This window comes from Bradyrhizobium sp. CB82 (assembly GCF_029714405.1).
Lineage (GTDB): Bacteria > Pseudomonadota > Alphaproteobacteria > Rhizobiales > Xanthobacteraceae > Bradyrhizobium.
In genome coordinates, this window is the sequence record NZ_CP121650.1 from 8,125,918 (window position 1) to 8,139,866 (window position 13,949).

The window sequence follows — 13,949 nt, forward strand, 5'->3', positions numbered from 1 at the left end:
GCCGCTCGGCGGACGCCTTCGATGGCTCCATGTCGAACGCTACTCTAGGCGGCATTAGGGTTAATCGCCTTGCGAACGACCTCGATAGCGGACGCCGCCGAACGTCCGCCAACCGCGGCTACCTTGGGAGATGATTGCCTGCGCTGCCGTACACGAGCGCTCAGCAAGACGTAGGACAGCACACCGAATACCGCGCCACCGAGACCCGTTCCGACCGCAAACAATGGCGATGAAGTCAATCCAGGCGCTTGGGCGATTGCAGCCGCCGGCCCAGGCCGCTGTTCGAGTGCAGGCCGCTCGACCGACACAAACACCACAGCCACCTTGTCGTAGGATAGGCCCTCGATGCTGTTGGCGACGAGCATCTTAATCTGCGGCAGCAGGATTGAGAGATCGGCCTTGGAGTCATGCCGGATGAAAACCGACGCCGAAGATGGCGTGGCGTCCCGTCGCAACAGGTCGTTCTTCGGCAGAACAACATGGACGCGCGCTGACAGGACACCATCGATATCGCTGATGGTGCGCGACAATTCCTCGCTCAGGGCATAAACGTAACGAGCGCGCTCCTCGGTCGGCGAAGCAATCAGGCCCGCAGCGTTGAACACTTCGCCGAGACTCTTGAAAGAGTGGTGCGGCAGGCCTTCGGCATTCAGCAGGTCGATCGAAAGGGCAATCTGGTTCTGTTCGACCTGGATCGTGCTCGTGCCGTCCTTGGCCGCAATGCGGACCGAATCGACCCCGTTCTTAAGGAGGACCGCAAGCATCTCATTCGCCTCACGCTCCTGAATTTTGGTGTAGAGATCGGCTTTGCACCCAATAAGAGGAAGAAGGAGTGGCAGTAAAGCTAGGGCGCGAAGCCGCTTGTGGGTTGGGCGGCCGCTTTCGCGACAGATTGAACCAATCATTCGCCCCACTCAGCCCGCCGATATCAGCTTGTTCAGTGATGAACTGATGCTGCCAATGCCATTCGAAATGAGCGTAACCTGGATGACGCTGTCGGAGACATCCTTCAGGTTCGTCATCATCGCCTCGAAGTTATCTACGCTGTGAGGGGCGCTCGACAGATGTGTTTCCGCCGCGCCCGGTTGCCGCAAAAGGGGCTGCGACGCCGGCCCAGGCTCTACAGCCTTCGGAAGAGCGGCCCCACCGCCCGCCGCGACGTGTGGAACTGCATTGACCCGATACAGCGAGGAAAGATTCTGGAGGATGCGCTCGCCCAGCGGACTAGCCTGCGTTGTTGTTCGCCAAACTTCGGATGCCGGGGGAACAGGCGCTACTTCTGTCACTGGAGGCGTAACGTCCTGAGACGCAGACACCTGCAAAAGGCTCTGTTGGAACTGGACGTGCTCGCTGACCGCTGTTGGCGTGCAGGTCTTGGACAAACTCTCGGTCAGGTTGGGTGAAATCGGCGCAGCGCCTAATATCATCATGGAGGGACCTTGCTCTCTTCGAGACGTGATGAGACCGGCCGTTCAAGACCCATTTACAGCCCAATGTCCTAGAGAGGCGAGCTGACGACAAGCTGACGAGTTCGCCCCGTCCAGCGTCATCTAAAGATCACGTTTGGTCTCCAAGTTCGCGTGACTTCACTCCCGTTGGCTAAGTCAAAGAAAGCGAGAATGCTCATCCGATCCATAATCCTTTGCGTTTTGAACGCAGTTCTGTGTGTCGGGGTTTTCATTTCGACCGGAACACAGAAGGCGCTCGGTGCTCCCCTGTCGCTGCCATCGACGCCCTATCGCTATTCGGTTTTGGATCAGGAGCTCCCAGCCGCGCTGCAGGAATTCGGCAACAACCTCAATATCAGAGTCAGCATCAGCGGCGAGGTGAAGGGACGGATTCGCGGGCGCATGCCGGATCTGGCACCGCGCGAATTCCTCGACCGTCTGACGAACCTCTACAATCTTCAGTGGTACTACGATGGGCTCGTGCTTTACGTGTCTGCCGCAAAGGAAGCACAAACTCGTCTGCTTCTACTGGGCCCGATCAGCTTCGAGGCGCTCACGGCGGCCCTCGATGCGCTTAATATCTCCGACGAGCGTTATATCATGAGACCGGCGCCCGGAGATGGCCTGGTGTTGGTGTCCGGTCCACCACGCTTCATTGCGCTTGTGGATGAGACGCTCAATGGGCTGGTGGCTCAGGCGCAAGCGCGACCACGCGCTATCGAAACGCCCCCGCGGGAACCTGTGCTGATGTTATTTCGCGGTTCCTCGACGATGATAATTCGAGACGGACGACCGGAAGGCCCTATTCTTTCGACACCCCGCGCCAGGACGGCGTCATGCCCGCGCATGCGCTAGGCCAGAGATGATTAAGACCTAGTCCTGCAGCGCGTTCCATGACGAGATAAACGATCGAGCTCGCGCGGTACAGCAGCCTCGATCTCCTCCGGCAACTTGCGGAACTCGGCGGTGCGGGGGCGCGCCCGCAGCGCTTGCCAATGACCCTCCGCTCGCAATGTCGAGAGCGGCGAGCCGTGATGTGATGGCTCCTTCGGGCCGCGCGGCACGGCACGCATCGGCAGCATCGGCTGGCTGCGGTCCAACGCCTGGATTAAAGACAGAACGATGGCATGTTCCGGAGGTGAGGCGTAGAGGCCCACGACACGCGTACTTTGGCCACGAAGTTCGGGATCAGTCGAGAGCTTGAACGTTTCTATCCGGTGCGGCTGGAGCCCCAAGCTCCGCCGGATGCGTTGGATCGTCGACACCGATAGCGCCCCTGGTCTTCGCCACGTTGAGGGAGCTCCGATGAGTGGCCTTCTCAGGGCAACTCTCCAACGTCCTCACGATCACGGCTTCGATGCGGGCATCGTCAATCGTGCGCGGCTCGTCGTGCAGCCCGGCTATACGTTACTCCATAAAACGGCTCGGTCCGAGACTGTTCGCAACATGTAGGAATTCGTTTTCCACCTTCCAGGCCTTCTATTGAAAGCTTTTCCCTTGACGGTCCAGATGCGTCTGCAGGCGTTCATTCACGAGCTCAAACAGTTTCTCGAACTGTCCGACGCTATTGGGCGTCATCACAGTCTTCGGGTCTGCTGCCATCTTCGTGAGGAAAAGACGCGTGGGCCGCGTCTTATGAAATTCAATTCCCAAATCCGCCAACGCACTCTCCAAACGTTTCGCAACCCGAGGAATTTTCGGATTCAGAATCAGGATCTTACCCTTTAATTCTTTAGCATAGCTTTCACGAACGAGGGCCTCATACATGGCCGGGTCGAGCAAATCCTCGATGTCGCAGTCCGTTGCCGCTCCTGCCCCGATCGACTCGGAGACAAAGACGACATTTTGCTCCTTGATAAGCCGAGCACGCACGAGGTCATCCTTGGTCGTACGAGCGGCCTTTTCATCGTCGAGAAGCGCTAAGACGTTCAACTGTTCCGACGTTAGCAACGCCACCATGTATGAAATCTTCTGAGCGCCACCGGCAGGCGTGATGGCCAGATCGCTGCGCAGCGCCTTTTTGCCGGCGTCGGCCAAATAGGCGGAGATGGTCGATAGCAGCCAGAAGTCCGTTACTCCCTCGACAACCAGGTTGTTGGGACCAACGAAGAGGCTCTGGGCCAAATCGTAACCGAGCGCCGCCTGAAGCGGGAACAGCGTTCGAGCATCACCGCTGGGGTCGTTGGTAACGGTCGTGCCCTTTTGTTCAGAAATGCTTGCCGTGCGAATGCTATCAACTTGATGGGTTGGCACCATGAAAGGCGAGTGCGTCGTGTATAGAATCTGGTTCGAGAAATCCTTTTCGAAGTGGTTGAGCAGGTCGGATTGAGATTTCGCGTGAAGGTATAGGCCCGGCTCATCCAGCAGCAGAACGGCGTCTTCGGCCTTGCCGCCATCAGTGTCAGCCGAGAACGTAATGTAGAATGAGAAAAACCACTTAAATCCACGGCTGCGCTCGTCCAGATTCACTTCGACATCAAAGGTCGCGTTGGGATCCGAGATAAACGTATCGAGATGCTGAGCGTCCACGTTGAAACGCACCTTCAGAGGCCGATCCTTCCACAGGCGACGAATCTCGCCCGTTACCACTGCGCTTGCTCGATTGGTCAGTTGGTTGCGCGTCTCGTGCTCGTTCTTCTGCAGAAGCTCTTGTAACTTTGTCGGGTCGAGCCCTGCCACCTTGCACATCTTCTCGAAATAGCCATCAGCATCAGTTGCCTGATTGTTGGCTTTGCGCTGGAGGTACGCCGCAATGTCCTGGTGACCATTCAGATCGGGATACTCATCAAGGTAGATAAAGTGAGGGAGCTGCCTTAGAGCCCAGTCCCGCGCTTTCTGCTGGGCTTCCTTGTCGCCCGCCAACAGGGAAGTGGTATCCTCCAGTTCGACGAGCAACTGTTCCTGCTTATCGGTTAGCTCCACGTCAGCCTTCGCGAGTTCCGTGCGCAGCGTCTTAAGGCTGCCGATAGCCGCAACAGCCCACTTCTCTTTATCTGCAATTGAGGCGCAGCCCGTTTCGAAATTGTCAGCGGCCTTACTGAGCTCCCCCTTCTTTGGCTCGCACAGTTCTTCTGCCGCGGCCTTAGCAGCGGCAGTTATCTTTTTGATCTTCGATTTGATGTCCGCTTCATCGAACGGAATTGCCGGCAAACCAGGAAAACTGACGAAACGCTGCTTTGAATACCGACGGCCGATCTCGATCTCAGCGATATCCTTGGCCCGTGGGAGTATGGCCAAGAGTTCGGATTTTTCATCAGTCGTCAGTTTCCATTTCGTAGAAACGACAATGGTATGATCCGTGCACTCTTCCAACCGCCGATGCCGCGGAAAGTCTTTAATGGGATTGAGCGCCGTAAAGCCTTCGACAGGGTTCAAGCTGCGAAGCGCCAGAAGTAAATTAGACTTTCCGCTCTCGTTTCGACCAAGAATCGACGTGATCCGTGCGAGCTTGATGTCTCCGCTGTCCTGAATGGACCTGAAATTGAATACACGAAATGAAGTAAGTTGCATCGTTTCCCCGAAATTTGTATGTAATATATAACCCGCGGCTAAAACTCGTCAAAGTAGAAATGGCGGCTGCAGCCTTGGGGCGGGCTGCATAGCGCATTCGATCATCTGGAAGAGCAATTCATGACCGAAGCGAAACGCGCGGCTTGAAGCCGGGATCATGAGGCCTGCCTAACTTGCTGAGCAACCACAAACGACCCGAGCAGCCCGAACACGCCAAGTGCGACCGCGAAGCCGATGTCGATCTTCAATAGGCGCTCGCGATAGATTTCAAGGGCAGACTTGCCGAACGCTGTGTGCCGACTGGACGCAATGGTCCTGAAGTCCGCCAGATCCTGGGCACCATATCCGGGCCTCCGCCGTTTCGGGCACTTTCATGGGAGCGATCGCGTCGCCAACTGCCGCCCTGAACTTATGGTTTGCTCCGAAGAAGCCGAGCGTCGCCACGCCAACCACAACCAGCCCGACGACACAGCCCCCACTGAAACAACATAAGCTTGCTAGCTGGCGACATTATTTGTTCGCAACCGGCGCAGAACTTCGGCGTCTCTCACCGGTTTCGCGCAGAATTTCGACGAAGCTCACCCGGCGTCGAAGTTGGAGATCCTCATCGACATTTTCATGCGCCTGTTTCTGCGTCATCACAGGGTTGCAGATTATCCCCAAACTCTCGTAGAATGATGCGCGCAGCTCTCGTTTGAAATGCGTTCCCTTATCGCTTTTCACAATCCGCATGACAATCCGCGCTAGAGAGTTCGATCCTATTTTTTCGGAGGAGCCGGGGTTGATGGTCACGCCGACGCGACGAACCGCCATGCTGCAGTTGTCCTCTTTATGTCTCGGGCTCACCTCGTTGCAGCGGCATGCACTTGCTGAGATGCAGTACGCTGCAGACCCGAATGTCATCAGGAAGTGGATGGACGAATGGATCCGTTTGGATCGAAAGCCGGTCGGCCCGCTCCATGTGGGCAGGTTTAGAGACCGGATGTACTTTCTCCTTCGACCGATACGATGGGAGCCCAATCCAAACCAGTCAGGCTACAAGGCGGTGACCGTACCGGCAGGCTTCACTACCGACTTCGCCAGCATTCCTCAGGTTTTCTGGTCGCTACTCCCGCCTGACGGGGAGTACACTTACCCGGCAATTGTCCATGACTATCTGTACTGGTCTCAAGCCGGCTCAAAAGAAGACGCCGACAGCATATTTCAGTTCGGAATGGAAGACTTCAGCGTCGCTGCACCGACCATCTCGGCGATTTATAACGCCGTTCGTCTTTTCGGAAAGACCGCTTGGGACGAGGATGCGCGCCTGAAGGCCGCTGGCGAGAAACGAGTACTTTGCCGATATCCCGATAATCCAACGACGACCTGGGACGAATGGAAGAAGACCCCCGGCGTTTTCGATGGATGCTCCTCCGACGCAAAATGAAGACAATTCAATTTTTGAGATTGTTCATAGTTTTAGCTGGCCTTGTTGGCGCGGGGCCGGCATTTGCGGAAAAGCGCCTCGCGCTCGTTGTTGGCAATCAAGGATACGCCCCGTCGGTCGGTCCACTGAAGAACCCGATCAACGACGTCACGCGAGTCTCAAGCGCCCTGCAGGCCGCCGGTTTCCAGGTCACGATCGTACGAGACGCCGACCGTATCGCGCTCCTCAAGGCGGTCGACCGGTATGCCAAGCTCATCGGCGACGCGGGCCCGGAAGCGACGAGTTTCTTCTACTATTCCGGGCACGGCGTTGCTCGCCCCTCCGACCATGTCAATTATCTCATACCGATAGACGTCAAGGACATGTCGGACGACAGCGTTTGGTACAGGACTGTTTCTCTCGATTACATTTTAGACACCCTCACCCAAAAGGCCCCTGATGCGTCGCATTTCGTTGTCTTCGACGCTTGCAGAAACGAGTTGCATGTGCCGTCCGACGCGAAGGGCGCGCCGTCAAAGTCGTTTGCGCCGATGGCCGGTAGGAACGGCCAATTCATCGCCTTCTCGACCAGCCCCAATCAAACCGCTTCCGACAAAGGAGAGAATGGCGGCCCTTATGCGATAGCGCTCGCGTCCCAATTGACGAAGAAGGGCCAGGATCATCTCGCGGTCTTCCAGAATGTGCGGGAGACGGTCTATGAGGCAACCCGACTGAGCAACACCCCACAAAGACCCATAGAGGTCGGCAGCCTCCTTCAGAGAGTCTATTTCTCCGGCACGGGCTCTCCGACGCGCGTCACTGTGCCCCAACGGACGCCGGCCGATGTCGATCAGTGTCTCGCCGCGCTTAGCACAACAGGCATGTCGGCCACTGATTCTGTCGCCCTTTACAAGAGTTGTCTAAACCCCTCCTAGAACTTGGCGCAAGCACGGACGATGTAATGCTCCTCCTTCGCACCTTCCCGAATGCGTTATTCGCCGCTGGTTTGGTCGTCGCGATTGTGCTCAGTCCAACGATTTCGCGCAGCGACGAGGTCGACGAATGCTTGGCGCGAGAGCAAAAGGCCTATGAGAATCCGCAGACGTTTGAACAGCGGGGAGAAATTACCTGTGGGGCTGCGGACGTCGTGGGCTTACCGCCGCGCGTTCGCACTCACGACGCGAGCAGTGCGGTGTCCTACAAGGCACCTCCAGGATTCATCATCCGAAATCAAGCCATCACCTCTATACAGGTAGAAAACGTGAGCCAGAGCAACGGCAGCTACGGCAGTCCAACGATTTCACCTGACGGAAGTACGGTCATCGTCCCCATCGCATGCTCAGGGAAGGGGATTGGTCAGGGCCGTGCATGGCAGGAAGTTGTCGTGAGAGGGACGATCGTTCGCGTTGCTTCGACCGAGCAGATAAAGCAGTGGGCGGTCCAGTGCGTGAAATGCGTCGCCCGCCAAGACTGTCCGCGCCAATAGGCTACATCTCGTCGCTCAATCGCATATGGGAATCGTGCTGACTGCCGGTCCGCGTTTGGTCGGCGTGATCCGGGATATCGGTACCAGGCATTGATCAATGTCTGCCCACACGCGCGTCCCACTGCACGTTGACTCGACCAGATTCTCGCAGCAGACTAACAACCTCTGCGGGACTGGCTTGAGTGTCGATCGTTGATTGCGTCAAACCAGAGAAGCCCGGCGAAGAACATTTTCGGGGAGGACGGATGACCCGGCATACGATTGAAGCAAACGAGAAGCCGATACTTGATATCCTTTGCGACAAATATCTTTTCCGCATCCCATCCTACCAGCGGCCGTAAGCCTGGACGACCGAGCAGGCGAGTGACCTGCTTGATGACATAACAACCGCCTGCGGCGAGACGACAGACGTCGCCAACGCGAGCCCGTACTTCCTTGGCAGCATCAAGAACCCGCAGGCGCCGGAAGCCGATGTTGTCGACGGCCAGCAGCGCCTAACGACTATAACCATTCTCCTTTGTGTCCTCCGGGACCTGGCGGATGCGAAAATCGGCCAGGCGATCCATGGCTACGTCTGCCAAACGGGCGACCCTATCAGGAAGACGGAGGATGTCTTCCGGCTAACGCCCAGGGAGCGCGATGCCGAGTTCTTCCGGTCAATGATCCATACAATGTCGCAGACGGCGAGCCTACCCGACCCCCGGCAATATTCTGACTCCCGCGCCCGCATGATCGAAAACGCCGCGTTCTTCTGGGAAAAACTAAAGGACGTGCCCGACGACCTGCGGCGACGGCTTACCATGTACATCGCGCAGCGGTGCTATCTGGTCATAGTGGCGGCGTCCGATCAGGAATCTGCCTTCCGGATATTCTCGGTCCTCAATTCCCGCGGCCTGGACTTGTCTCCGGCGGACATTCTCAAGGCGGAAATCATCGGCGCTCCCGGGCGACAAGCAAGATGATTTACAACAGCATTTGGGAAGGCATTGAGGACGAACTCGGGAGGTCGCGATTTGCTGAGCTTTTCGGCCATATCCGGATGATCCATCGGAAGCAGAAGATGCAAGGCACTCTGATCGCCGAGTTCCGTGAGTTCGTGCCGACCCGTAAGAACCCTGCAAGCTTCATCAACAAGTTTTAAGCACGCCGACGAAATCAACCGCGAGTTAACCCACCTTTCCCGCCTGGATAACTTCGACTGGCAACCTGCGGCGATCGAAGTCATTGCTCGAAGGAGGGGGAACCCCGAATTTCATTCTTCGCTTCTTGTCGGACCTGGAGCGGCTCGCCTACGGACTTTTCCTCATGAGGAGCGATCCGTCCGAGCGCATCCGGCGTTATGGAAAGCTTCTCGGTGCCATTATGGCCGGTGACGACCTGTTCGCGGCCGAGTCGTCTCTCCAGTTAAGCCTGGACCGATTCAAGGATCAGATCAGGGCCTTGACCATGAGGCGGATGCCTCTGCGTCTGGGCGAATTGATCGAGACGATCAACCCGATCATCCGTTAGAGATTCTGCCGGTTCAGTTTGGATTTGATCCGGTCGCGGGTCAGCTTGTATCGAGCTTTCCCCCGCTGGATTTTAAATCCCAGGAACTCGAAGCCATGTGCGAGCTGGTAGGGCTGGTCTCACTGATCCCTTCGCTTCAGGCCGCGAGAGCCCGTTCATGAATGGCGAGAAAGGATTCGTCCGAGAAACCCTGCAGGGCGATATCAATACGGTCACGCGTTCGATTGCCGCTTCTTCTTCAGATTGACGAGCTGCTATCTGGCGGTAGCGCCGTCTATAATCAGCCGGTCGTCACCGTCGAACACGTGCTCCCCCATGAACTTGCGGAACTTGGCGGTGCCTGGCGGCCGTAGCACTTGCCTATGACCCGTCATGTCGCAATCTCGAGGGCGGCGAGCAGCGATGTGGTGCCATGCCTTTTGTAGTCATGGCTCCTTCGAGCTGCTTGGTCGGGACGCATCGGCTGGCTGCGGTCCAGCTCCTGGATTTGCGACTTCTCATCCACACCGAGAGCGATGGCATTCTCCGACGGTGAAAAGTAGAGGCCCACGACATCGCGCACTTTTGGTCGAAGTTCGATCAAGAAAGCTTGAACGTCTCCGTCCGGTGCGGCCGGGGACGAAGGCCCGCCAAATGCGTTGGACCGTCGATACCCACCCGAGTGCGTACCGTAAAGCTGCTCGGTTCCTCCCAGCTTTCGAAGTCGAGTTCAACCAGCGTCAGGAATGGCTGCCGCCCTGGGACATCACGTCGGAAGGGCTCTCGTGTATCGCCAACGCGCCAAGCAGCCCATCAGATCGAGGCAATTGCAACTGCAGCGGCGACGAGCTCGAGGTTACTTTCGAGAGGCGACCGCACCTAGCGCGCGCCATTAGCAATCTTCCCGCCATTCTCCAGGTCAAACAAGATGGAGAGCGATACGCGAAGCTCGAGCATGCGTTCTTGCAAATCAATATGTCGCGGTAACGGGAGCACCCCAGCGATAGTTCACGCGGACCATACCGATGTCGACGTCCTGACCAATACGGGCCGTTCCTGCAAAAGCCCCCACCGGAACACCCACTATCCCGGTTGAAAAGAAGTCCACGTCCCGATGGCTCAGGAACAAGTGATCGTACTCAACGCCGACGGACCAATTCGGAGCGAAGTCAAATTCAAGGCCCGCACCAACCGCTCCGCCCCAGCGGGTTTCGCTACCGTTGTTGAGGGTGAGCCCGGTCCCAAAATCGTAGACACGGTATTTGTCCCGGACAACCGCAGCGCCGCCTTTTACATAGACCAGGACATTATTCCAGGCGTAACCGATTTGGCCCGTCATCAGACCGAATGCATCGAGCTTGGCTTCATCCTGGACGCCTGCGAAAGCGAGATTCGCGTTGGAGCCCTTGAAATTGGCCCAGTTGCCCTGGGCCTCCAGGCCGAACACCGAGTTCGCTATCTGCCAGCGGTAGCCGATCTGACCGCCGACGGTGCCTCCGGTTGCATTCTGACATCCCATTGCAAGGGGCGGAGCTATGACGAGACCGCCGGCATTGACCACATCCCAGCACTGATGGGCCGAGCCGCCACCACCATTGAGGCCGACGTAGAAACCAGTCCAATCGTAGATCGGAATGACCGCAGGGGATGTTTTGGTGTAGGGCCGTGGGGCCAAATCAGCGGCAGCGGCAGGAGCGACCAAAGCAATGACGACCGTGCTCAGCAGGACTCTTCTCATTCTTCTTGCCCAGTTTTGATTCCCTAACGGCTTTGTCGCGCACGAGTGGCATGCGTCCATCATCTCCATCAAGTGCAAACGTTGGTAGTTGACTGGGCCCTCCCTTAGGCTTGTGAAGAAGAGTCATGCCGCGTCGGTTGCGATGCTGCATGCCGCCTGCCGATTAAGTGGCCCAAAAGGCCGGTTGGATACCATTGCCGTGTGCAATGCACTTCTCGCGAAGGCGAAGCTCCCTTGCAGGGGAAAATGCACGCTTCAAGGCTTCGAAGCTCTCTCTGTGACCGCCTGATATCTATTATTGGAAGCGGCGCGCTGAAAAAGGGCCACCCGGCACTCGTGCGCATACCGATCGTGTTTATCGCCCCTAGCAGCTTAGCGAGAGACCGGACGCTTCGTTATTGAGGCGGAGTTGCTCATTCAAGCCTCCAGAGCGGGTAATAGCGCCAAGTATCGCCCGAGCCAAATCATGTCGCTCAGATTTCGCTGTACTGGCGGGCAATTGGGCATCGGCAGGAACAGCATCGTCTTCACACGTTACACACACGCCGAGTCACGGTTGCGCACTCTTCCGGCTAGCCAAGTCTGATAGGTGCCTCTTCCTGGTAGGTACCCCGCGGGACTTTCGAGGATACGATCCGTCGATATTAAGGACCCAACTGCGTGGGGTAAGAGAAATGACTGAAAGGCGCATGCTTTGGTTCGGTGTCGGTCTCGTTCTCTGCTTTGGTCTATGGCTCGCTTTGGCGGGTAGACTGGCCGGCAACGATGGCGTTCGTGTCGCCGACAGCGCCACTATCGACAAAGTTAAGGCAACTTGGCGTGCGCATGCTGATACAGCCGAGCAAATCTTCGCCAAGGTCTCGACGGCAGCACACTTCGTTCCCAGGGAATTGGAGCTCGACAGAAAGACCGACACAGGTGAGCCGGTTGCGGTTTCGTGGGCCAAACGAAGTGATAAAATAGAGAAAGATTATACGGTCGCCTTGGAGGGGGCACCGGATGGCACAGTGAGGTTTGTGACGCCGTATGCAAAACCGATTGAACCAGGCTGGCGGTCGTTCGCACACTCGCTTATCGCCGACGAAATAGCAAACAACGAAAGGGGCGTGAACCGCCGCCGTTTACATGATTCTACGAATGTCAATTTCGTGACGACAGCGCAAAGTAAGCTGGGCGATCATCCGAGGCGTGGTACTTGCAGGATCGGCGATACTGTTGGAGGGCACTATCTCCTGTTGGACGGCACTACTTGCCGAAGGTAGACAATCAACGGCCGCCAAGGGCAGCCTGCGGCTGCGTGGAGCTTGTTTCATGGTTATTACACACGCAACGTCATCATCTTCAAGAACTGCGAAGGGCGAGATTGAGAGCCGCAATTGTTATTGACAAAGCATATCGGGACCTATGCCCCAGCCTCCTGGCTTGATCTTGCAGACCAAAGATCAGGTAGCGTTCGAGGCGGACCGGAAAGCGTTGGCAGGATGAACGCAGAAAACAAACTCGCGGTGCGGGGCCCGATCATGGATAGCGAAGACGAATAGACCCGCGACAGGCTGATACGTGCCATCGCATGCGCAGAGAGACGATCGCGCTCGACCTGCCCAGCCAGATCTGTGCCGTCGTCGTGTCGCGCATAGACATCGATCCTGCTCTCATGCATCGCGTCGCGGTGATCGGCTCGGGCACCTCGACGTTCTGCGCACAAACGGTGGTAAGTCTGCTTTCAACCTGTGGGATGGCCCAGCAGAGCTATCTGGATCTCGTCCTGGCGGGCGTCGTCACCGAGCTTCTGGGTCTTGTCGCGGTGATCGTGCTGGCCGGTCTCCTCGGAGCGTTTGAAACGGCGCGCGCGGTGACTTGAGATCGGAGAATGATACTGGTGGTACCAACAAACCACGTCATCGGGTTACAAGGATTGATCACGCGGAATAATAGGGTCCGGATCAAATCTTGGTTGGCATTGACGCTCTAGAATCGCACATTGACCGAAGCCTGGTTTAGTCGGTCGCCGCAAATAGACCGGTCGGGGCGCGAACGACTGCTGCATTTTAGTGCGTGCTTCAAGTTTTCCGGGAGCGGCCGCAAGCCGTTTGATCGTTGAGATATTTCAGCATGATATTGCACGCGTGCTCGGCTTCGGCGAGACTTTGGAACGGCGAGCCGATAACTCTGATCGCGCAAAGGCGCTGGTCAAACGGGCGCCATGACGCGACGTAGCCGAGCCTTCCGCGAAAGCCGGCACCGGTGGGAGTTTCAAAACTGATCACGAACGAATAACCGTCGCCGTTTGCGCTCCATATCTCCATGTCTTCGTCGGCACGATGGAATTGCAGGCTCATCAGGGTCCGTTCGCCGGACGATCGGGCGGTCATTCCCCCTCCACCGCTCCAAGTTTTAACTTGAGGTGCTTGCCGCGGAGTTCCTCGTAGCGGGATTGGCGCCGGGAAACCCGTCAGCCAGCATGGAAACCAAACCGTGATAACCCCAGCGCATCGCATCATCATGCAACCGGGATCATCTCCGCTTAGCAAGCAGTATCGAGCGCGGGGTCCCGCGCTTTCGTTTTGCATTTCGCCCGGTTTCTCGCCCCTCCAAAAACGATCCGAAGTCTCGCGCCGGAATTGGTACGCGAGCCAAATGGGGGTTGCTCGCGGCGCAATCGGAAGCGAGATGATTTTGGCCAAGTCCTGATCGGTTCAGCCCGCTGGGATCTCAGCCTCGGAGTCCTTCCGCCCTTCGCAGCCGCCCTTGAGGTATCCGCCCCTCAGCTCGTCATTATCGACCGTAATCATGGCGTCGGTATTGTCCTGAGGGACGCAGGGCCATCTGCTTCAAATTGTGGTTCGGCATTGGCAGCACTTTCCTTCGACCTGG

12 protein-coding genes and 3 pseudogenes are annotated in these 13,949 nt (G+C 57.2%); 8 read left to right on the forward strand and 7 right to left on the reverse strand.

Annotated elements, in window-relative coordinates; genetic code table 11:
* Positions 1-44: 44 nt before the first annotated feature.
* A complete protein-coding gene (sctJ, locus tag QA640_RS38930) occupies positions 45-905 on the reverse strand; it encodes a type III secretion inner membrane ring lipoprotein SctJ (protein WP_283037936.1) in 861 nt (286 codons plus the stop codon).
* Positions 906-914: 9 nt separating this feature from the next.
* A complete protein-coding gene (locus QA640_RS38935; protein WP_283037937.1) occupies positions 915-1,430 on the reverse strand; it encodes a nodulation protein NolB in 516 nt (171 codons plus the stop codon).
* Positions 1,431-1,619: 189 nt separating this feature from the next.
* Between QA640_RS38935 and QA640_RS38940 the strand changes: the two are divergent.
* Positions 1,620-2,314: pseudogene (locus QA640_RS38940) on the forward strand (nodulation protein NolW).
* Between the two features lie 613 nt (positions 2,315-2,927).
* Here QA640_RS38940 and QA640_RS38945 read toward each other — a convergent pair.
* Positions 2,928-4,958 carry an AAA family ATPase gene (locus QA640_RS38945; RefSeq protein ID WP_283037938.1) on the reverse strand — a complete coding sequence of 677 codons (2,031 nt, stop codon included), beginning with the start codon at positions 4,956-4,958 and terminating at the stop codon, positions 2,928-2,930.
* Positions 4,959-5,468: 510 nt separating this feature from the next.
* Positions 5,469-5,771 (reverse strand): hypothetical protein, encoded by a 303-nt coding sequence (locus tag QA640_RS38950; RefSeq protein ID WP_283037939.1) that lies wholly within the window; start codon positions 5,769-5,771, stop codon positions 5,469-5,471.
* Here QA640_RS38950 and QA640_RS38955 point away from each other — a divergent pair.
* The 5 genes and pseudogenes from QA640_RS38955 (at position 5,770) to QA640_RS38975 (ending at position 9,358) form a co-directional block, all read left to right on the forward strand.
* Positions 5,770-6,384, forward strand: a complete 615-nt coding sequence (locus QA640_RS38955) for a DUF1353 domain-containing protein (protein ID WP_283037940.1) — start codon at positions 5,770-5,772, stop codon at positions 6,382-6,384. The two genes, QA640_RS38950 and QA640_RS38955, sit on opposite strands and share 2 nt — an antisense overlap.
* Positions 6,381-7,298, forward strand: coding sequence for a caspase family protein (locus QA640_RS38960; RefSeq protein WP_283037941.1), 918 nt, complete (start codon positions 6,381-6,383; stop codon positions 7,296-7,298). The genes QA640_RS38955 and QA640_RS38960 overlap by 4 nt, the downstream gene beginning before the upstream one ends.
* A 26-nt stretch (positions 7,299-7,324) precedes the next feature.
* Positions 7,325-7,849, forward strand: a complete 525-nt coding sequence (locus QA640_RS38965; RefSeq protein ID WP_283037942.1) for a hypothetical protein — start codon at positions 7,325-7,327, stop codon at positions 7,847-7,849.
* A gap of 353 nt (positions 7,850-8,202) precedes the next feature.
* Positions 8,203-8,811: pseudogene (locus QA640_RS38970) on the forward strand (DUF262 domain-containing protein); the annotation flags it as partial.
* A gap of 343 nt (positions 8,812-9,154) precedes the next feature.
* On the forward strand, positions 9,155-9,358 hold the full coding sequence (locus tag QA640_RS38975) for a hypothetical protein (protein ID WP_283037943.1): 204 nt from the start codon (positions 9,155-9,157) through the stop codon (positions 9,356-9,358).
* A gap of 373 nt (positions 9,359-9,731) precedes the next feature.
* Here QA640_RS38975 and QA640_RS38980 read toward each other — a convergent pair.
* Positions 9,732-9,973 (reverse strand): annotated as a pseudogene (locus QA640_RS38980) (IS630 family transposase); the annotation flags it as partial.
* A 334-nt stretch (positions 9,974-10,307) separates the two neighbouring features.
* The gene (locus QA640_RS38985; protein WP_283037944.1) at positions 10,308-11,075 is read right to left on the reverse strand and encodes an outer membrane beta-barrel protein; all 768 of its coding nucleotides are present in this window, start codon (positions 11,073-11,075) and stop codon (positions 10,308-10,310) included.
* A gap of 674 nt (positions 11,076-11,749) precedes the next feature.
* Here QA640_RS38985 and QA640_RS38990 point away from each other — a divergent pair.
* Together QA640_RS38990 and QA640_RS38995 are read left to right on the forward strand one after the other, a co-directional pair.
* Positions 11,750-12,337, forward strand: a complete 588-nt coding sequence (locus QA640_RS38990; RefSeq protein ID WP_283037945.1) for a hypothetical protein — start codon at positions 11,750-11,752, stop codon at positions 12,335-12,337.
* Between the two features lie 308 nt (positions 12,338-12,645).
* Entirely contained in the window at positions 12,646-12,936 is a 291-nt protein-coding gene (locus QA640_RS38995; RefSeq protein ID WP_283037946.1) for a hypothetical protein, read from the forward strand.
* 199 nt (positions 12,937-13,135) lie between these two features.
* Here the strand turns inward: QA640_RS38995 and QA640_RS39000 are convergent, their stop codons facing one another.
* Positions 13,136-13,414, reverse strand: coding sequence for a hypothetical protein (locus QA640_RS39000; protein WP_283037947.1), 279 nt, complete (start codon positions 13,412-13,414; stop codon positions 13,136-13,138).
* Positions 13,415-13,949: the final 535 nt, after the last annotated feature.